This window comes from Arthrobacter tumbae, from assembly GCF_016907495.1.
In the GTDB taxonomy this organism is placed as follows: domain Bacteria; phylum Actinomycetota; class Actinomycetes; order Actinomycetales; family Micrococcaceae; genus Arthrobacter_D; species Arthrobacter_D tumbae.
The window spans coordinates 579,134-596,997 of record NZ_JAFBCC010000001.1 but is presented as its reverse complement, the minus strand read 5'-3'; the positions used below and the strand labels follow the sequence as shown (position 1 = coordinate 596,997).

Sequence of the window (17,864 nt, the reverse complement as noted above, 5' to 3'; positions counted from 1 at the left end):
ACCATATGTCCAGCGAATCCTCATTCGGCCACATGAAAATCGGCCTGGCCACCGCGGAAGAGATCCGCGGTTGGTCGTACGGCGAAGTCAAGAAGCCGGAAACCATCAACTACCGCACGCTCAAGCCCGAGAAGGACGGACTCTTCTGCGAGAAGATCTTCGGCCCATCGCGTGACTGGGAATGCTACTGCGGCAAGTACAAGCGCGTGCGCTTCAAAGGCATCATCTGTGAGCGGTGTGGCGTCGAGGTCACCCGTGCAAAGGTACGCCGCGAGCGCATGGGCCACATCGAGCTCGCCGCTCCCGTTACACACATCTGGTACTTCAAGGGCGTTCCGTCGCGCCTGGGCTACCTCCTTGATCTGGCACCGAAGGACCTCGAAAAGGTCATCTACTTCGCGGCCTACATGATCACCTCGGTTGACGAGGAGAACCGCCACGCCGAACTGCCTAACCTCCAGGCCGAGCACGACCTCGAGAAGAAGCAGCTCGTCGACCAGCGCGACTCCGACATCGCCGCGATCGCCCGCGACCTCGAGGACGAGCTTGCCCGTCTTGAGGGTGAAGGCGCCAAGGCTGCAGACAAGAAGAAGGCTCGCGACTCGGCGGACCGCCAGATGGCGAACCTCCGCAAGCGTGCGGATGCCGAGATCGAGCGCCTCGAGCAGGTCTGGGACCGCTTCAAGAACCTCAAGGTCGCAGACCTTGAGGGTGACGAGGGCCTGTACCGCGAACTGCGCGACCGCTACGGTCTGTACTTCGAGGGCTCCATGGGAGCCGAGGCCATCAAGAAGCGCCTCGAGAACTTCGACATGCAGGCTGAGGCAGCACTGCTCCGCGACATCATCCAGAACGGCAAGGGCCAGCGCAAGACCCGCGCCCTGAAGCGTCTGAAGGTTGTCAACGCGTTCCTCACCACCACCAACAGCCCGCTGGGCATGGTGCTCGACGCCGTACCGGTGATCCCGCCGGAACTGCGCCCGATGGTGCAGCTGGACGGCGGCCGCTTCGCGACCTCCGACCTGAATGACCTGTACCGCCGCGTGATCAACCGCAACAACCGCCTGAAGCGCCTGCTCGATCTCGGCGCACCCGAGATCATCGTGAACAACGAAAAGCGCATGCTCCAGGAAGCTGTTGACTCCCTGTTCGACAACGGCCGCCGCGGCCGTCCGGTTACAGGACCGGGTAACCGCCCGCTCAAGTCGCTCTCTGACATGCTCAAGGGCAAGCAGGGTCGCTTCCGCCAGAACCTTCTCGGCAAGCGCGTCGACTACTCGGGCCGTTCGGTCATCGTCGTCGGTCCGCAGCTGAAGCTGCACCAGTGTGGTCTGCCCAAGCAGATGGCCCTGGAGCTCTTCAAGCCGTTCGTGATGAAGCGCCTGGTTGACCTCAACCACGCGCAGAACATCAAGAGCGCGAAGCGCATGGTCGAGCGCTACCGCCCGCAGGTGTGGGATGTCCTCGAAGAGATCATCACCGAGCACCCCGTGCTGCTGAACCGTGCGCCCACCCTGCACCGTCTCGGCATCCAGGCGTTCGAGCCGCAGCTGGTTGAAGGCAAGGCCCTTCAGCTCCACCCGCTGGTCTGTGGTGCGTTCAACGCTGACTTCGACGGCGACCAGATGGCAGTGCACCTGCCGCTGAGCCCGGAGGCCCAGGCCGAGGCGCGCATCCTGATGCTGTCCTCGAACAACATCCTGAAGCCGTCGGACGGCCGTCCGGTGACCCTTCCTTCCCAGGACATGATCATCGGTCTGCACCACCTCACCACCAAGCGCGAGGGTGCGGCAGGGGAGGGGCGTATCTTCTCCAGCCCGGCTGAGGCGATCATGGCTTTCGATTCCGGTGAGCTGCACCTGAACTCGGTTGTGAAGATCCGCGTTCCGCACTTCATCCCGGGCCCTGACACCGCAGCCCCCGAAGGCTGGGAAGAAGGCACTCCGGCGCTGATCGAAACGTCGCTCGGACAGGTCCTGTTCAACGACACCCTGCCCGCGGATTACCCGTGGGTGGACAAGGTCGCTGACAAGGGTGAGCTCTCCACGATCGTCAATGATCTCGCTGAGCGGTACCCGAAGGTCGTCACCGCGGCAACGCTGGACAACCTGAAGGATTCCGGTTTCTACTGGGCAACCCGCTCCGGCGTGACCGTCGCCATCTCCGACATCTCCGCGCCGATCAACAAGGCCGGGATCATGGAGGGTTACGAGAAGCAGGCAGCCAAGGTGCAGTCGCAGTTCGACAAGGGCCTCATCGCGGATGAGGAACGCCGTCAGGAACTGATTGACATCTGGAACAAGGCAACCAACGAGGTGGCCGAGTCCATGCGCGGCGCAATGCCGAAGGACAACACCATCAACCGCATGGTGTCCTCCGGTGCCCGTGGTAACTGGCTGCAGGTCCGTCAGATCGCGGGTATCCGCGGCCTGGTGGCAAACCCCAAGGGCGAGATCATCCCGCGTCCGATCAAGTCCTCCTACCGTGAGGGCCTGTCGGTTCTGGAGTACTTCATCGCTACGCACGGTGCCCGTAAGGGTCTTGCCGATACCGCTCTGCGTACCGCGAACTCGGGTTACCTGACCCGTCGTCTCGTGGACGTGTCCCAGGACGTCATCGTCCGCGAGGACGACTGCGGTACGGAGCGCGGCCTGAACGTCACCATCGCCGTACCGAACCACGACGGTGAGCTTGTCCTGCATGAGGAAGTCGAGAACTCGGCTTACGCACGCACGCTGGCCACCGACGTCGTTGATTCCAAGGGCGAAGTGCTGGCTCCTGCGGCCTCCGATGTCGGCGATGTGCTGATCAGCAAGCTGTTCGCGGCTGGCGTGACGGACATCAAGGTCCGCTCGGTCCTGACCTGTGAGTCCAGCGTTGGTACCTGCGCACTGTGCTACGGCCGTTCGCTGGCCACCGGCAAGACCGTGGATATCGGCGAGGCAGTAGGCATCATCGCCGCGCAGTCCATCGGTGAGCCAGGCACGCAGTTGACCATGCGTACCTTCCACACCGGTGGTGTTGCTTCGGCTGAAGACATCACCCAGGGTCTGCCCCGTATCCAGGAGCTCTTCGAAGCGCGTACGCCCAAGGGTGTCGCGCCGATCTCCGAGGTCGCCGGCCGGGTCACCATCGAAGACGCAGAGAAGCAGCTGCGCCTCGTGGTCACTCCGGACGACGGCTCCGAAGAGATCGCCTACCCGGTCCTGCGGCGTGCGCGTCTGCTGGTTGCCGACGGCGATCACGTCGAGGTTGGCCAGCAGCTGGTCTTCGGTGCGGTCGATCCCAAGCAGATCCTCCGTATACTCGGCCCCCGCAAGGCGCAGGAGTTCCTGGTGGACGAGGTCCAGCGCGTGTACCGCAGCCAGGGCGTAGGCATCCACGACAAGCACGTGGAAGTCATCGTCCGGCAGATGCTGCGCCGCGTCACGGTCATCGAGTCCGGCGATTCCGACCTGCTCCCCGGTGAGCTGGCCGAGCGTCGCCGCTTCGAGAACGAGAACCGCCGTGTGGTCTCCGAGGGCAAGAAGCCGGCCTCCGGCCGGCCCGAGCTCATGGGTATCACGAAGGCCTCGCTCGCCACGGAGTCCTGGCTGTCGGCCGCGTCCTTCCAGGAGACCACGCGTGTCCTCACGCAGGCCGCCATGGAAGGCAAGAGCGATCCGCTGCTCGGCCTGAAGGAGAACGTCATCATCGGTAAGCTCATCCCGGCCGGCACCGGCCTGGACCGCTACACGAAGATCACGGTCGAGCCCACCGAGGAAGCCAAGGCCAACCTGTTCACCGGTCCGAGCGCGTTCAGCGACTTTGACTACGCAGGTGTCGACGGCGGACTCAGCCCCGAGTTCCACGCCATCCCGCTGGATGACTATGACATGGGATCGAGCGACTTCCGCTAGGAGACGCTTTCCCCGTTGATTGAGTAGAGGGGCCTGGACAGCAGATTCACTGCAGTCCGGGCCCCTTTACCATGCCGTTCCAGCCACGGCGCCCAATCTGTTAGACTTATCAGGAATTGTTTGTGTGGCAGTGGATTGGCGTCTCTTCGGGCGTATCTCCGTGTTGTAGGGAACTTGTACAACGAATGCCACATTTTTGCACGCCTACGGTCGTTTCACTTTCATTTTTCGCGTAGGCACGCCAAACGACTGACAAGCTCTGATTCGCTGCTGACCGGCCACGTGTCGGCGGTGCGATGCGGAGTCAGCAGAGATCTGATCTCGAGACAACATACGGAGAACTGAGAAGTGCCTACCATTAACCAGCTGGTCCGTAAGGGCCGGTCACCTAAGGTCTCCAAGACCAAGGCGCCCGCACTGCAGGGCAGCCCCATGAAGCGCGGTGTCTGCACCCGTGTTTACACCACCACCCCGAAGAAGCCGAACTCGGCTCTGCGGAAGGTCGCACGTGTACGCCTCAACGGCGGCATCGAAGTAACCGCCTACATCCCGGGTGTCGGCCACAACCTCCAGGAGCACTCCATCGTGCTCGTGCGCGGCGGTCGTGTGAAGGACCTTCCCGGCGTGCGTTACAAGATCGTCCGTGGCGCACTGGATACCCAGGGCGTGAAGAACCGCAAGCAGGCTCGCAGCCGCTACGGCGCAAAGATGGAGAAGAAGTAATATGCCTCGTAAGGGCCCGGCCCCCAAGCGGCCGCTCGTTGTAGATCCCGTTTACGGTTCCCCCTTGGTCACCCAGCTGATCAACAAGGTGCTCGTCGACGGCAAGAAGTCCACCGCTGAGCGCATCGTCTACGGCGCACTCGAAGGTGCTCGCGCCAAGTCCGGCGGAGATCCGGTTGCAGCGCTCAAGAAGGCTATGGACAACGTCAAGCCGAGCCTTGAGGTTCGCTCCCGCCGCGTCGGTGGAGCCACGTATCAGGTTCCCGTCGAGGTCAAGCCGGGCCGCTCCACCGCCCTGGCCCTCCGCTGGCTGGTTGGCTACTCGAAGGCCCGCCGCGAGAAGACCATGACCGAGCGTCTCCAGAACGAGATCCTCGACGCTTCGAACGGTCTGGGTGCCGCTGTGAAGCGCCGCGAAGACACGCACAAGATGGCCGAGTCCAACAAGGCCTTCGCTCACTACCGCTGGTAATCGCGCTGCCGGTCTTTTCCACTGCTTCGGCGGTGTGGGGGACCGGCGGTCCAGCAGAACTCCACCTTAGAAAAGGGAGACACCGTGGCACAGGACGTGCTTACTGACCTCAACAAGGTCCGCAATATCGGCATCATGGCCCACATCGATGCCGGCAAGACCACTACTACCGAGCGCATCCTGTTCTACACGGGTGTAAACCACAAAATTGGTGAAACGCACGACGGCGCCTCGACCACTGACTGGATGGAACAGGAAAAGGAACGCGGCATCACGATCACCAGTGCCGCGGTGACCTGCTTCTGGGAACAGAACCAGATCAACATCATTGACACCCCCGGTCACGTTGACTTCACCGTTGAGGTTGAGCGCTCACTGCGCGTCCTCGACGGCGCAGTTGCTGTGTTCGACGGCAAGGAGGGCGTTGAGCCCCAGTCCGAAACCGTCTGGCGCCAGGCCGACAAGTATGAAGTGCCCCGCATCTGCTTCGTCAACAAGATGGACAAGCTGGGCGCGGACTTCTACTTCACCGTAGACACGATCATCAGCCGCCTCGGTGCCAAGCCGCTGGTCATGCAGCTGCCGATCGGTGCCGAGAATGACTTTGTCGGCGTTGTCGACCTGCTCTACATGCGCGCACTCGTGTGGCCCGGTGACTCCAAGGGCGACGTGACCATGGGCGCCAAGTATGAGATCCAGGAGATCCCGGCTGACCTCCAGGCCAAGGCTGAGGAATACCGTGCAGCCCTGGTCGAGGCCGTTGCCGAGTCTTCGGACGAGCTGATGAACAAGTACCTCGAGGGCGAAGAGCCCACCATCGAGGAACTGAAGGCCGGAATCCGTAAGCTGACGATCAACTCGGAGATCTACCCGGTCCTGTGCGGCTCGGCGTTCAAGAACCGCGGTGTCCAGCCAATGCTCGACGCCGTTATCGACTACCTGCCCTCCCCGCTGGACGTGCCGCCCATGGTCGGACACGATCCCCGCGATGAGGAAGTAGCGCTGACCCGTCAGCCGAGCACCGAGGAACCTTTCTCGGCGCTTGCCTTCAAGGTCGCTACGCACCCGTTCTTCGGTCAGCTGACCTTCGTCCGGGTGTACTCCGGACACGTCACTGCCGGCACACAGGTTGTGAACTCGACCAAGGGTAAGAAGGAGCGCATCGGGAAGCTGTTCCAGATGCACGCCAACAAGGAAATCCCTGTTGACGAAGCCTTCGCAGGGCACATCTACGCGGCGATCGGCCTGAAGGACACCACCACCGGTGACACCCTGTCTGATTCGTCCAACCAGATTGTCCTCGAGTCCATGAGCTTCCCGGAGCCGGTTATCTCGGTTGCAATCGAGCCGAAGACCAAGGGCGACCAGGAAAAGCTTTCCACCGCTATCCAGAAGCTCTCGGCTGAGGATCCCACCTTCCAGGTGTCCCTCAACGAGGACACCGGTCAGACGATCATCGCCGGCATGGGCGAGCTCCACCTGGACATCCTGGTGGACCGTATGCGTCGCGAGTTCAAGGTCGAGGCCAACGTCGGCAAGCCGCAGGTCGCGTACCGTGAAACCATCCGCGGTACGGTGCAGAAGCTCGATTACACCCACAAGAAGCAGACGGGTGGATCGGGACAGTTCGCGAAGATCCAAATCAGGATCGAGCCGATGGACACGTCCGAGGGTGAGATGTATGCCTTCGAGAACAAGGTCACCGGTGGTCGCGTTCCGCGCGAGTACATCCCGAGTGTCGACGCCGGCATCCAGGATGCGCTTAACGACGGCATCCTGGCTGGATACCCGGTAGTCGGTATCAAGGCAACGCTGCTTGACGGCGCATACCACGATGTTGACTCCTCCGAAATGGCCTTCAAGATCGCCGGTCGCATGGCGTTCAAGGAAGCTGCCCGCATGGCAAAGCCTGTGCTGCTCGAACCGCTGATGGAGGTGGAAGTCCGCACGCCCGAGGAATACATGGGTGATGTGATCGGCGACCTCAACTCCCGCCGTGGCCAGATGCAGTCCATGGAGGACGCAAGCGGTGTCAAGGTCATCAAGGCGCACGTGCCGCTGTCCGGCATGTTCGGCTACATCGGCGACCTGCGTTCAAAGACCCAGGGACGCGCGGTCTACTCAATGCAGTTCGACAGCTACTCGGAGGTCCCGAAGGCAGTAGCCGACGAGATCATCCAGAAGACTCGCGGAGAGTAATCCCGGCTCGTCCGGACAGTAATTTCACCAAAATAAAAGCCCCCAGTAGACTTGCATGAGTTTCAGCCGCGAAAAGCGTGGCTGGGGAGTAAGTCTTCTAAAAACGTTCTAGGAGGAACCCGTGGCGAAGGCAAAGTTCGAGCGGACTAAGCCGCACGTTAACATCGGCACCATTGGTCACGTTGACCATGGAAAGACCACGTTGACGGCTGCCATTTCCAAGGTGCTGTATGACAAGTACCCCAACCTCAACGAGGCACGCGACTTCGCGTCCATCGACTCGGCTCCCGAGGAGAAGCAGCGCGGCATCACCATCAACATCTCGCATGTTGAGTACCAGACCGAGAAGCGCCACTATGCACACGTAGACGCTCCCGGCCACGCTGACTACATCAAGAACATGATCACCGGTGCCGCGCAGATGGACGGAGCAATCCTTGTGGTTGCTGCGACCGACGGCCCGATGGCCCAGACCCGCGAGCACGTTCTGCTTGCCCGCCAGGTTGGTGTTCCCTACCTGCTGGTCGCGCTGAACAAGTCCGACATGGTCGACGACGAGGAACTTCTGGACCTCGTGGAGATGGAAGTCCGCGAACTGCTCAGCGCGCAGGGCTTCGACGGCGACGAGGCACCTGTGGTGCGCGTTTCCGGACTGAAGGCTCTCGAAGGCGACCCCGAGTGGGTCAAGTCCGTTGAGGACCTGATGGATGCTGTGGACAACAGCGTTCCGGACCCCGTCCGCGACAAGGACAAGCCGTTCCTGATGCCGGTTGAGGATGTTTTCACCATCACAGGCCGCGGAACCGTTGTCACGGGCCGCGCCGAGCGTGGAACCCTCAAGATCAACTCGGAAATCGAGATTGTCGGAATCCGTCCGGTCCAGAAGACCACGGTTACCGGTATCGAGATGTTCCACAAGCAGCTCGACGAGGCTTGGGCCGGCGAGAACTGTGGTCTGCTGCTCCGCGGTATCAAGCGCGAAGACGTAGAGCGTGGCCAGGTTATCGTGAAGCCGGGTTCGATCACCCCGCACACCGACTTCGAGGCCAACGTCTACATCCTGGCCAAGGACGAAGGCGGGCGTCACAACCCGTTCTACTCCAACTACCGTCCGCAGTTCTACTTCCGCACCACTGACGTCACCGGTGTCATCACCCTCCCCGAGGGCACCGAGATGGTCATGCCTGGCGACAACACTGAGATGACCGTTGCGCTCATCCAGCCCATCGCCATGGAAGAGGGCCTCGGCTTCGCTATCCGCGAAGGCGGCCGCACCGTTGGATCAGGTCGCGTCACCAAGATCAACAAGTAGCATCTGTTCTGCTTGAGAAAGCCCCGCTGCGTCATCGCAGCGGGGCTTTCGTCTTTGTACCGTAGAGTTATCCGGTGCAAATTTACTCAAACGTCCCGCTGCAGCGGGGCTGGCAGATCCTGACTGATCTGTGTGCAATAGCCGTAGTCGTCGTCGCGTGGCTTTTCTCGCGCGCGACCTTCGAAGCGGTTTCTGGACTCGCGGTGTTCGGCCGCGGCATGCAAGATGCCGGCAGCGGGTTCCAATCGACCATGAGTGATGCCGCTGAACGCATCGGGGGAGTGCCCCTCATCGGAGATGAGGCAAGCGCGCCCTTCCTGAACGCTGCAGAAGCAGGCGGATTCTTCATCAGTGCCGGTCAGGATCAGCAGGACTCGGTTGCCCAGGCTGCAGCAGTGGTGGGTTGGGCTATTTTCCTGCTCCCGGTCCTGGTCCTCATTCCGTTGTGGCTGGTCCCGCGCGTGCAATTCGTTGTGCGGTCCACGCGCACCCGTCGCCTGAGCCGCGAGGCCGGCGGGAAAGAGCTTCTTGCGCTGCGTGCTCTGGTCCTCGCGAAACCCTCCCAGTTGCAGAAGGTCTCTGTTGATCCCGTGCGCGCGTGGCGCGACGGTGACCCAGCTACAGTGGACCGGCTTGCACAGCTTGCACTGGAGCGTGTTGGAGTGAGGTCCCGCTAGCACCCGAACGGCGTGTCGGCAAGCTGATACAGGGCCGGATTCGCAATGTGCCGCATAATCTGGCAGACTAAATGAGTTGTTCAAGCGCCTGTGCGCGCGGTTTGAGCTGTAGTCCCGGTCAGGATAATGCCTGACGCAGGGTCGCATCCGCCGCGGAAGCTGGCCCAAATATAACCCACCCCAATCGGATAGCTCGGATTCAGCGGGATTCTTCGCATTCTTTTGTAGAAGATACGCGACACGCCCGAGCGCGGGGGTCGGAGCCTCGGCAGGGTGAGGAACCCGGAACTATCCGGATTCAGTCTGCTGGAGGAGCGCCATAACAACGGGCGCAACGTACGTAGCCAGGAACGTCACCGCACGGTGGCGCTCTACATGAAGAGAGAGAGTCGAGACGCCATGGCGGGACAAAAGATCCGCATCCGGCTGAAGTCGTATGACCACGAGGTCATTGACGTTTCAGCTCGGAAGATCGTTGAGACGGTGACGCGCGCAGGCGCAACGGTAGTCGGCCCCGTGCCGCTGCCCACGGAGAAGAACGTTTACTGCGTTATCCGGTCGCCGCACAAGTATAAGGACAGCCGCGAGCACTTTGAAATGCGCACACACAAGCGTCTGATCGACATCATTGACCCCACGCCCAAGGCCGTCGACTCGCTCATGCGCCTCGACCTTCCCGCGGACGTGAACATCGAGATCAAGCTGTAAGGGAGAGAAGATAACTATGTCTACTTCGCTTACGCGCCAGGTCAAGGGACTGCTGGCTACCAAGCTCGGCATGACCCAGGTCTGGGATGAAAACAACCTCCTCGTACCGGTGACGGTCCTGCAGGCTGACTCCAACGTCATCACGCAGCTGCGCACCGCTGCCGCTGACGGCTACAGTGCTGTTCAGATCGGCTTCGGCCAGATCGATCCGCGCAAGGTCACCAAGCCGCTCGCCGGCCACTTCGAAAAGGCCGGCGTCACGCCGCGCCGCCACGTTGTCGAGCTGCGCACGTCCGATGTTGATTCCTACTCGCTCGGCCAGGAACTCTCTGTTGAGCTGTTCGAAGCCGGCCAGCAGGTCGACGTCATCGGCAAGACCAAGGGCAAGGGCTTTGCCGGCGTCATGAAGCGTCACGGCTTCCACGGCGTCGGAGCATCGCACGGTGCTCACAAGAACCACCGCAAGCCCGGCTCGATCGGTGGCGCCTCCACCCCCAGCCGCGTCTTCAGGGGTATGAAAATGGCAGGCCGTATGGGTGCCGTTCGCCAGACCACCCTGAATCTCACCGTTCATGCTGTGGACGTCGAGAAGTCGCTGCTGCTGATCAAGGGTGCCGTCCCCGGCGCCCGCGGACAGGTCGTACTTGTACGCACCGCCGTGAAGGGAGCATAAGTCATGGCTACCAATACTGCTGCCAAGGGCTCAGCGAGCACCTTGAACGTTGATCTCCCCGCTGAGATCTTCGATGTACAGACCAACGTTCCGCTGCTGCACCAGGTCGTCGTGGCCCAGCTTGCTGCCGCCCGTCAGGGTACGCACAAGACCAAGACACGCGCCGAGGTCAGCGGAGCCGGCCGCAAGCCGTTCAAGCAGAAGGGCACCGGCCGCGCACGCCAGGGCTCTATCCGCGCACCGCACATGACCGGCGGTGGCGTTGTCCACGGCCCCACTCCGCGTGACTACAGCCAGCGCACCCCCAAGAAAATGAAGGCCGCCGCCCTGCGCGGTGCCCTCTCCGACCGGGCACGCAACGGACGCATTCACGTCATCGAGTCGCTGATCGGCGGTGAGAAGCCGTCGACAAAGGCCGCAATGGTCGCGCTGCGCGGTGTCTCGGAGCGTCCCAACCTGCTGCTCGTCATCGAGCGTTCAAATGACCAGGCCGCACTGTCCGTGCGCAACCTGCTCGACGTCCACACCCTGTATGTGGATCAGCTGAACACCTATGACGTACTCGTATCGGACGACGTGATTTTCACGAAGGCCGCCTACGACACCTTTGTTGGTACGGCGCAGGCTGCCGGCTCTGCCGAAGGCATTACTACTGAGGAGGACGCCAAGTGAGTGGCTCCATCACCAAGGATCCTCGCGACGTCGTCATTGCACCCGTCGTGTCGGAGAAGAGCTACGGACTGATCGACGAAGGAAAGTACACCTTCCTGGTCGACCCGCGCTCCAACAAGACCGAGATCAAGCTGGCCGTGGAGAAGATTTTCTCCGTAAAGGTCGACTCGATCAACACCATCAACCGTGTAGGGAAGCGCAAGCGCACCCGCTTCGGATGGGGACAGCGCAAGGACACCAAGCGCGCAATTGTCACCCTAAAAGAAGGCACGATCGACATCTTCGGCGGTCCGCTCAGCTGAGCGGAGACCACTTTAACGAGGAACTGAAAAATGGCTATCCGCAAATACAAGCCGACAACCCCGGGCCGTCGCGGCTCGAGCGTTGCCGACTTCGCAGAAATCACACGGTCGACGCCGGAGAAATCCCTGGTGCGTCCGCTCCCCAAGAAGGGCGGCCGCAACAACTCCGGAAAGATCACCACCCGTCACAAGGGTGGTGGACACAAGCGTCAGTACCGTCTCATCGACTTCCGTCGTCATGACAAGGACGGAGTCAACGCCCGCGTTGCCGAGATCGAATACGATCCCAACCGCACCGCGCGCATTGCACTCCTGCACTACATTGACGGCACGAAGCGCTACATCATCGCGCCGAACAAGCTGAAGCAGGGCGACAACGTTGAGGCCGGCCCCGGCGCCGACATCAAGCCCGGCAACAACCTGCCGATGCGCAACATCCCCGTGGGTACTGTTATCCACGCTGTTGAGCTTCGTCCCGGCGGCGGTGCCAAGATGGCACGCTCCGCAGGGGCATCGGTCCAGCTCGTTGCCAAGGAAGGCCGCTTCGCGCAGCTTCGCCTGCCGTCCGGTGAAATCCGCAACGTTGATGTGCGCTGCCGCGCCACCATCGGCGAGGTCGGCAATGCCGAGCAGTCGAACATCAACTGGGGCAAGGCAGGCCGCATGCGCTGGAAGGGCGTTCGCCCGACCGTCCGCGGTGTTGCGATGAACCCGGTCGATCACCCGCACGGTGGTGGTGAGGGCAAGACCTCCGGTGGACGTCACCCGGTCAACCCGAACGGTAAGGCCGAAGGCCGTACCCGCCGTCCCAACAAAGAAAGCGACTCGCTCATTGTGCGTCGCCGTCGTTCCGGCAAGAACAAGCGATAGGAGCCTGGAAACATGCCACGCAGCCTGAAGAAAGGCCCCTTCGTCGATCAGCACCTGTTCGTCAAGGTGGACCGCGAGAACGAGAAGGGCACCAAGAACGTCATCAAGACGTGGTCCCGCCGTTCCATGATCATCCCGGACATGCTCGGCCACACCATTGCCGTGCATGACGGGCGCAAGCACATTCCGGTGTTTGTCACCGAGTCGATGGTCGGGCACAAGCTCGGCGAATTCGCTCCCACGCGGACATTCCGCGGCCATGTGAAGGACGACCGCAAGGGCAAGCGCCGCTAAGGCGCCTGTTTCTACGGCTAAGACGAGAGAAGGAAAGCAATGGAAGCCAAGGCTATTGCGCGTCATCTGCGCGTAACGCCTATGAAGGCCCGGCGCGTCGTCAACCTTGTTCGTGGTAAGCAAGCGAATGAGGCTCTGGCAATCCTGAAGTTTGCCCCCCAGGCAGCTTCGGAGCCGGTTTTCAAGGTAGTACAGTCGGCGATCGCCAACGCCCGGGTCCTCGCGGACCGCGACGGCCTGGCGTTCGACGAAGGCGACCTCATCATCAGCGAAGCGTTTGTTGATGAAGGCCCGACCATGAAGCGGTTCCAGCCGCGAGCTCAGGGTCGTGCATTTCAGATCAAGAAGCGGACCAGCCACGTCACTGTGGTAGTCGCTACCCCTGAGAAAGTGGAGGCTCGCTAAGTGGGACAGAAAGTAAACCCGCACGGGTTCCGACTCGGCATCACCACTGACCACCGGTCACACTGGTTTGCTGACAGCAACAAGCCGGGCCAGCGCTACAAGGACTTCGTTCGCGAGGACATCAAGATCCGTCAGCTCATGTCCACGGGCATGGACCGCGCAGGCATCGCCAAGGTTGAGATCGAGCGCACCCGCGACCGCGTTCGTGTGGATATCCACACAGCACGTCCCGGTATCGTCATCGGCCGCCGCGGCGCCGAAGCGGACCGCATCCGCGGCGAGCTCGAGAAGCTCACAGGCAAGCAGGTTCAGCTGAACATCCTCGAGGTCAAGAACCCCGAGATCGAGGCACAGCTTGTTGCCCAGGGCGTCGCTGAGCAGCTCTCTTCGCGTGTGGCTTTCCGCCGCGCCATGAAGAAGGCCATGCAGTCGGCACAGCGTGCCGGTGCCAAGGGCATCCGCGTACAGTGCTCCGGCCGTCTCGGCGGCGCGGAAATGAGCCGCTCGGAGTTCTACCGCGAAGGCCGTGTGCCCCTGCACACCCTGCGTGCGAACATCGACTACGGCTTCTTCGAAGCGAAGACCACCTTCGGCCGCATCGGCGTGAAGGTATGGATCTACAAGGGCGACGTCACCGCCAAGGAGCTCGCAGCCCAGGCTGCCGCAGCACCTTCGCGTGGCCGTGGTGGCGGAGACCGACCGGGCCGTGGCCCGGCCGGCGCTGACCGCGGAGGCGATCGCGGAGGCGACCGTCGTCGTCGTAATACCGATCGCGGTGCCGGTCAGGGTGAAGCCAACGCTGCTCCCGCCGAGACCGCACCGGCCGAGTCCGCTGCTGCAGCGGAAGGAGGACAGGCTTAAATGCTTATCCCACGTCGAGTGAAGTTCCGTAAGCAGCATCACCCCGGTCGTTCGGGCGCTGCTACCGGCGGCACGGAGGTCAGCTTTGGTGAGTGGGGTATCCAGGCTCTGAGCCCGGCATACGTCACCAACCGCCAGATCGAATCCGCGCGTATCGCAATGACCCGTCACATCAAGCGTGGTGGAAAGGTGTGGATCAACATCTACCCGGACCGTCCGCTGACCAAGAAGCCTGCTGAAACCCGTATGGGTTCCGGTAAGGGTTCCCCTGAGTGGTGGGTCGCCAACGTCAAGCCGGGGCGCGTTCTCTTTGAACTCTCCGGTGTCAATGAAGAGGTAGCTCGCGAGGCACTGCGCCTGGCGATCCATAAGCTGCCGTTGAAGGCACGTATCGTGCGTCGTGAGGGTGGTGAATAGTCATGGCACTCGGTTCAAAGGAACTGGCAACCGACCAGCTGGATGGGTTCGATAAGGACCGTCTGGTGGAGGAACTCGCCAAGGCTAAGGAAGAGCTGTTCAACCTGCGCTTCCAGTCAGCCACCGGTCAGCTTGAAAATCACGGCCGCCTGCGCTCGGTGAAGCGGGATATCGCCCGCATCTACACCGTGCTGCGCGAGCGCGAGCTGGGACTCCGACCCGACGTCGTTGCCCCGGTAGAAGAAGCAAAGACTGAAAAGGCCGGCAAGAAATCGAAGGGTTCCAAGGCTGCCTCCACAAAGGACGAAAAGTCCGTGGAAACACAGGCTTCTGAGGAGGACGCCAAATGAGTGAAGAGAAGAACGGCGCTGTAGAGGCTGACGCCCGCGGTAACCGTAAGACCCGCCGCGGCTACGTCGTGTCGGACAAGATGGACAAGACGGTAGTCGTGCAGGTGGAGGACCGTGTGAAGCACGCCCTCTACGGCAAGGTCCTCCGCCGCAGCTCCAAGGTCAAGGTCCACGATGAGCAGAACACCGCCGGCATCGGCGACATGGTTCTGATCAGCGAGACCCGCCCGCTGTCCGCTACCAAGCGGTGGCGCCTGGTGGAAATCCTGGAAAAGGCCAAGTAAGGCCAAGTAAGGCCACGTAAGGCCAAGCACCGTCGATTCGTCGACAACGGCAGTCCCTCGTTCCTCGCGGAACGGGGGACTGCTTGCGTTTCGATCCGTGCTAGGATATTGAGTTTGTATGGCGCCTTCCGTGTAGATTTCATCTGCACTTCCCGAGCGTCATCATGAAAACCTCGTAAACAATCGTGCTCCGGCATAGTACTTCCCTGCGCTTCGGCGACTGGGAGGCAAATGCCTCGGGCACGGGCGTTTAGGCCCATCCCTGGCAAAATCCAGGTGGGTCCAGAGACACCCCGATCAACCGTTCCGCAAGGCTCATTCCGTATGCATGATTTCGGTCTGAGAACCGGCGCGACGCAAGGAGTAGATAGTGATTCAGCAAGAGTCGCGACTCAAGATCGCCGACAACACCGGTGCTAAGGAAATCCTTACCATTCGTGTTCTCGGTGGATCCGGACGTCGCTACGCAGGAATTGGCGACGTCATCGTCGCCACCGTCAAAGACGCCATCCCTGGTGGGAACGTCAAGAAGGGCGATGTGGTCAAGGCCGTCATCGTCCGCACCAAGAAGGAACGCCGCCGTGCGGATGGTTCCTACATCAAGTTCGATGAGAACGCTGCCGTCATCCTCAAGGCCGACGGCGATCCCCGTGGTACCCGTATCTTCGGTCCGGTCGGTCGCGAACTTCGCGACAAGCGCTTCATGAAGATCATTTCACTGGCCCCGGAGGTGCTGTAGTCATGGCTCAGACCCGTTCGAAGCTGAAGATCAAGAAGGGTGACCTCGTTCAGGTCATCACCGGCGCCAAGCAGGAGCGCGGCGGAGACCGCGGCAAGCAGGGCAAGGTCCTCAAGGTATTCCCTGAGAGCAACCGTGTACTGGTCGAAGGCATCAACCGCATCACGAAGCACACCAAGGCTGGGCAGACGCAGCGCGGTACCAAGACCGGTGGCATCGAGACCGTTGAGGCTTCCATCCACATCAGTAACGTCGCAGTGGTAGACCCGGAGAGCAAGAAGCCCACCCGCGTCGGCTACCGCACCGAAACCGTGGAGCGGGACGGCCGTGAGCGCACGGTCCGCATCCGCGTCGCCAAGGCATCAGGGAAGGATCTGTAATGACTGCTGAAGCCGTAGAAACAAAGATCACCCCCCGCCTGAAGGCCCGCTACGCATCGGAAATCAAGTCGACGCTGCTGGAGGAATTCAGCTACAGCAACGTCAACCAGGTTCCCCGGCTGGTCAAGGTCGTCGTGAACATGGGTGTTGGAGATGCCGCCAAGGACTCCAAGCTCATTGACGGTGCGGTCCGCGACCTCACCCAGATCACCGGCCAGAAGCCGCAGGTCACCAAGGCACGCAAGTCCATCGCGCAGTTCAAGCTCCGCGAAGGAATGCCGATCGGTGCGCACGCAACTCTGCGCGGAGACCGCATGTGGGAATTCGTCGACCGCCTGGTCTCGCTGGCACTGCCCCGTATCCGTGACTTCCGCGGCCTCAACGGGCGCCAGTTCGACGGCAACGGCAACTACACCTTCGGTCTCACGGAGCAGTCAATGTTCCACGAGATCGACCAGGACAAGATTGACCGTGTCCGTGGCATGGACATCACCGTTGTGACCACCGCCAAGACTGACGCCGAAGGCCGCGCACTGCTCAAGGCGCTCGGCTTCCCGTTCAAATCCGAAGACTAATTCAACTACGTTGCAGGTCCGTTCCGGGGTCTGGCCAGCTGATGCTGGTTCTCACCGGAGTAGCGGAAACCGTTCCGAGGAAGGGCTAGAGCCCAATGACAATGACAGATCCAGTTGCAGACATGCTTACGCGTCTCCGCAACGCCAACTCGGCATACCACGACACCGTGTCCATGCCATACAGCAAGCTGAAGGCACGCGTTGCCGACATCCTGAAGGCCGAAGGCTACATCGGCGGCTGGAAGGAAGAAGAGGCTGAGGTGGGCAAGAAGCTCACCATCGACCTCAAGTTCGGTCCTGACCGTCAGCGCTCCATCGCGGGCATCCGGCGCATCTCCAAGCCGGGCCTGCGCGTCTACGCAAAGTCCACCAATCTGCCGCACGTACTGGGCGGACTGGGCATTGCCATCCTGTCCACGTCCTCCGGTCTGCTCACAGACCGCCAGGCAGCCAAGAAGGGTGTAGGTGGGGAAGTCCTCGCCTACGTCTGGTAGCGGGAAAGGGAAAGAGAAAAATGTCACGTATTGGACGTCTCCCCATCACCGTGCCCGCAGGCGTTGAGGTCAAGGTTGACGGCAGTGTTGTTTCCGTCAAGGGATCGAAGGGCGAGCTGAGCCACTCTGTTGCCAGCCCCATCCAGGTATCGCTTGAGGAAAGCACCATCACCGTCTCCCGCCCGAATGACGAGCGCGAAGCGCGTTCGCTGCACGGCCTGACCCGCACCCTGATCTCCAACATGATTGTTGGAGTGACCGAGGGCTACAAGAAGAACCTTGAGATTGTCGGCACCGGTTACCGCGTGCAGGCCAAGGGTTCAGACCTGGAGTTCGCACTGGGCTACAGCCACCCCGTGGCCGTCAAGGCCCCGGAGGGCATCACGCTCACCGTGGACAGCCCCACGAAGGTGTCCGTCTCCGGCATCAACAAGCAGCAGGTCGGCGAAGTTGCTGCGAACATCCGCAAGCTGCGCCGTCCGGATCCCTATAAGGGCAAGGGCATCCGCTACGCGGGCGAAATTATTCGCCGCAAGGTCGGAAAGGCTGGTAAGTAAC

General features: G+C 61.5%; 22 protein-coding genes. All 22 read left to right on the top strand.

The window, feature by feature from the left end; genetic code table 11:
* The first annotated feature begins 5 nt into the window (after nt 1–5).
* Entirely contained in the window at nt 6–3,899 is a 3,894-nt protein-coding gene (locus JOD47_RS02835) for a DNA-directed RNA polymerase subunit beta' (protein WP_204531742.1), read from the top strand.
* Nucleotides 3,900–4,247: 348 nt separating this feature from the next.
* On the top strand, nt 4,248–4,622 hold the full coding sequence (gene rpsL, locus JOD47_RS02830) for a 30S ribosomal protein S12 (RefSeq protein ID WP_026531947.1): 375 nt from the start codon (nt 4,248–4,250) through the stop codon (nt 4,620–4,622).
* Between the two features lies 1 nt (nt 4,623).
* On the top strand, nt 4,624–5,094 hold the full coding sequence (gene rpsG / locus JOD47_RS02825; protein WP_167994193.1) for a 30S ribosomal protein S7: 471 nt from the start codon (nt 4,624–4,626) through the stop codon (nt 5,092–5,094).
* 84 nt (nt 5,095–5,178) lie between these two features.
* Entirely contained in the window at nt 5,179–7,293 is a 2,115-nt protein-coding gene (fusA, locus tag JOD47_RS02820; RefSeq protein ID WP_204531740.1) for an elongation factor G, read from the top strand.
* A 121-nt stretch (nt 7,294–7,414) separates the two neighbouring features.
* On the top strand, nt 7,415–8,605 hold the full coding sequence (tuf, locus tag JOD47_RS02815; RefSeq protein ID WP_204531735.1) for an elongation factor Tu: 1,191 nt from the start codon (nt 7,415–7,417) through the stop codon (nt 8,603–8,605).
* A 74-nt stretch (nt 8,606–8,679) separates the two neighbouring features.
* Entirely contained in the window at nt 8,680–9,282 is a 603-nt protein-coding gene (locus JOD47_RS02810; protein ID WP_204531734.1) for a hypothetical protein, read from the top strand.
* 399 nt (nt 9,283–9,681) lie between these two features.
* Nucleotides 9,682–9,990 carry a 30S ribosomal protein S10 gene (rpsJ, locus tag JOD47_RS02805; RefSeq protein WP_003803825.1) on the top strand — a complete coding sequence of 103 codons (309 nt, stop codon included), beginning with the start codon at nt 9,682–9,684 and terminating at the stop codon, nt 9,988–9,990.
* 16 nt (nt 9,991–10,006) lie between these two features.
* A complete protein-coding gene (gene rplC, locus JOD47_RS02800) occupies nt 10,007–10,663 on the top strand; it encodes a 50S ribosomal protein L3 (RefSeq protein ID WP_204531733.1) in 657 nt (218 codons plus the stop codon).
* A 3-nt stretch (nt 10,664–10,666) separates the two neighbouring features.
* Nucleotides 10,667–11,335 carry a 50S ribosomal protein L4 gene (rplD, locus tag JOD47_RS02795; protein ID WP_204531726.1) on the top strand — a complete coding sequence of 223 codons (669 nt, stop codon included), beginning with the start codon at nt 10,667–10,669 and terminating at the stop codon, nt 11,333–11,335.
* On the top strand, nt 11,332–11,637 hold the full coding sequence (gene rplW, locus JOD47_RS02790) for a 50S ribosomal protein L23 (RefSeq protein WP_056544012.1): 306 nt from the start codon (nt 11,332–11,334) through the stop codon (nt 11,635–11,637). The genes rplD and rplW overlap by 4 nt, the downstream gene beginning before the upstream one ends.
* Nucleotides 11,638–11,667: 30 nt before the next feature.
* Nucleotides 11,668–12,507: a 50S ribosomal protein L2 gene (rplB, locus tag JOD47_RS02785; RefSeq protein WP_056544015.1), complete on the top strand. Its 840-nt coding sequence runs from the start codon at nt 11,668–11,670 to the stop codon at nt 12,505–12,507.
* A gap of 12 nt (nt 12,508–12,519) precedes the next feature.
* Nucleotides 12,520–12,801 (top strand): 30S ribosomal protein S19, encoded by a 282-nt coding sequence (gene rpsS, locus JOD47_RS02780; RefSeq protein ID WP_011692805.1) that lies wholly within the window; start codon nt 12,520–12,522, stop codon nt 12,799–12,801.
* Nucleotides 12,802–12,840: 39 nt separating this feature from the next.
* On the top strand, nt 12,841–13,206 hold the full coding sequence (gene rplV / locus JOD47_RS02775) for a 50S ribosomal protein L22 (RefSeq protein ID WP_204531724.1): 366 nt from the start codon (nt 12,841–12,843) through the stop codon (nt 13,204–13,206).
* The gene (gene rpsC, locus JOD47_RS02770; protein WP_204531715.1) at nt 13,207–14,067 is read left to right on the top strand and encodes a 30S ribosomal protein S3; all 861 of its coding nucleotides are present in this window, start codon (nt 13,207–13,209) and stop codon (nt 14,065–14,067) included. It abuts the gene before it with no gap.
* Complete coding sequence (rplP, locus tag JOD47_RS02765) at nt 14,068–14,484, top strand: 50S ribosomal protein L16 (RefSeq protein ID WP_056544024.1); 417 nt, start codon at nt 14,068–14,070, stop codon at nt 14,482–14,484.
* A gap of 2 nt (nt 14,485–14,486) precedes the next feature.
* A complete protein-coding gene (gene rpmC / locus JOD47_RS17630) occupies nt 14,487–14,834 on the top strand; it encodes a 50S ribosomal protein L29 (RefSeq protein WP_056544026.1) in 348 nt (115 codons plus the stop codon).
* On the top strand, nt 14,831–15,118 hold the full coding sequence (gene rpsQ, locus JOD47_RS02755) for a 30S ribosomal protein S17 (RefSeq protein ID WP_204531713.1): 288 nt from the start codon (nt 14,831–14,833) through the stop codon (nt 15,116–15,118). The genes rpmC and rpsQ overlap by 4 nt, the downstream gene beginning before the upstream one ends.
* Before the next feature lie 370 nt (nt 15,119–15,488).
* Nucleotides 15,489–15,857, top strand: a complete 369-nt coding sequence (gene rplN / locus JOD47_RS02750; RefSeq protein WP_056544033.1) for a 50S ribosomal protein L14 — start codon at nt 15,489–15,491, stop codon at nt 15,855–15,857.
* 2 nt (nt 15,858–15,859) lie between these two features.
* A complete protein-coding gene (gene rplX / locus JOD47_RS02745) occupies nt 15,860–16,237 on the top strand; it encodes a 50S ribosomal protein L24 (protein ID WP_204531711.1) in 378 nt (125 codons plus the stop codon).
* Nucleotides 16,237–16,812 (top strand): 50S ribosomal protein L5, encoded by a 576-nt coding sequence (gene rplE / locus JOD47_RS02740; protein WP_056544039.1) that lies wholly within the window; start codon nt 16,237–16,239, stop codon nt 16,810–16,812. Before rplX ends, rplE begins: the two co-directional genes overlap by 1 nt.
* A 95-nt stretch (nt 16,813–16,907) precedes the next feature.
* Complete coding sequence (gene rpsH, locus JOD47_RS02735) at nt 16,908–17,306, top strand: 30S ribosomal protein S8 (RefSeq protein ID WP_056544043.1); 399 nt, start codon at nt 16,908–16,910, stop codon at nt 17,304–17,306.
* 20 nt (nt 17,307–17,326) lie between these two features.
* Entirely contained in the window at nt 17,327–17,863 is a 537-nt protein-coding gene (rplF, locus tag JOD47_RS02730) for a 50S ribosomal protein L6 (protein WP_056544046.1), read from the top strand.
* The last annotated feature ends 1 nt before the right edge of the window (nt 17,864 follow it).

Coding starts and splice junctions, on each gene's coding strand:
- rpsJ (WP_003803825.1), top strand. CDS start 9,682: ATGGCGGGACAAAAGATCCGCATCCGGCTGAAGTCGTATGACCACGAG.
- JOD47_RS02835 (WP_204531742.1), top strand. CDS start 6: ATGTCCAGCGAATCCTCATTCGGCCACATGAAAATCGGCCTGGCCACC.
- rplF (WP_056544046.1), top strand. CDS start 17,327: ATGTCACGTATTGGACGTCTCCCCATCACCGTGCCCGCAGGCGTTGAG.
- rplV (WP_204531724.1), top strand. CDS start 12,841: ATGGAAGCCAAGGCTATTGCGCGTCATCTGCGCGTAACGCCTATGAAG.
- rplP (WP_056544024.1), top strand. CDS start 14,068: ATGCTTATCCCACGTCGAGTGAAGTTCCGTAAGCAGCATCACCCCGGT.
- rplB (WP_056544015.1), top strand. CDS start 11,668: ATGGCTATCCGCAAATACAAGCCGACAACCCCGGGCCGTCGCGGCTCG.
- rplE (WP_056544039.1), top strand. CDS start 16,237: ATGACTGCTGAAGCCGTAGAAACAAAGATCACCCCCCGCCTGAAGGCC.
- rpsQ (WP_204531713.1), top strand. CDS start 14,831: ATGAGTGAAGAGAAGAACGGCGCTGTAGAGGCTGACGCCCGCGGTAAC.
- rpsH (WP_056544043.1), top strand. CDS start 16,908: ATGACAATGACAGATCCAGTTGCAGACATGCTTACGCGTCTCCGCAAC.
- rplD (WP_204531726.1), top strand. CDS start 10,667: ATGGCTACCAATACTGCTGCCAAGGGCTCAGCGAGCACCTTGAACGTT.
- rplX (WP_204531711.1), top strand. CDS start 15,860: ATGGCTCAGACCCGTTCGAAGCTGAAGATCAAGAAGGGTGACCTCGTT.
- rpsS (WP_011692805.1), top strand. CDS start 12,520: ATGCCACGCAGCCTGAAGAAAGGCCCCTTCGTCGATCAGCACCTGTTC.
- rplC (WP_204531733.1), top strand. CDS start 10,007: ATGTCTACTTCGCTTACGCGCCAGGTCAAGGGACTGCTGGCTACCAAG.
- rpsG (WP_167994193.1), top strand. CDS start 4,624: ATGCCTCGTAAGGGCCCGGCCCCCAAGCGGCCGCTCGTTGTAGATCCC.
- rpmC (WP_056544026.1), top strand. CDS start 14,487: ATGGCACTCGGTTCAAAGGAACTGGCAACCGACCAGCTGGATGGGTTC.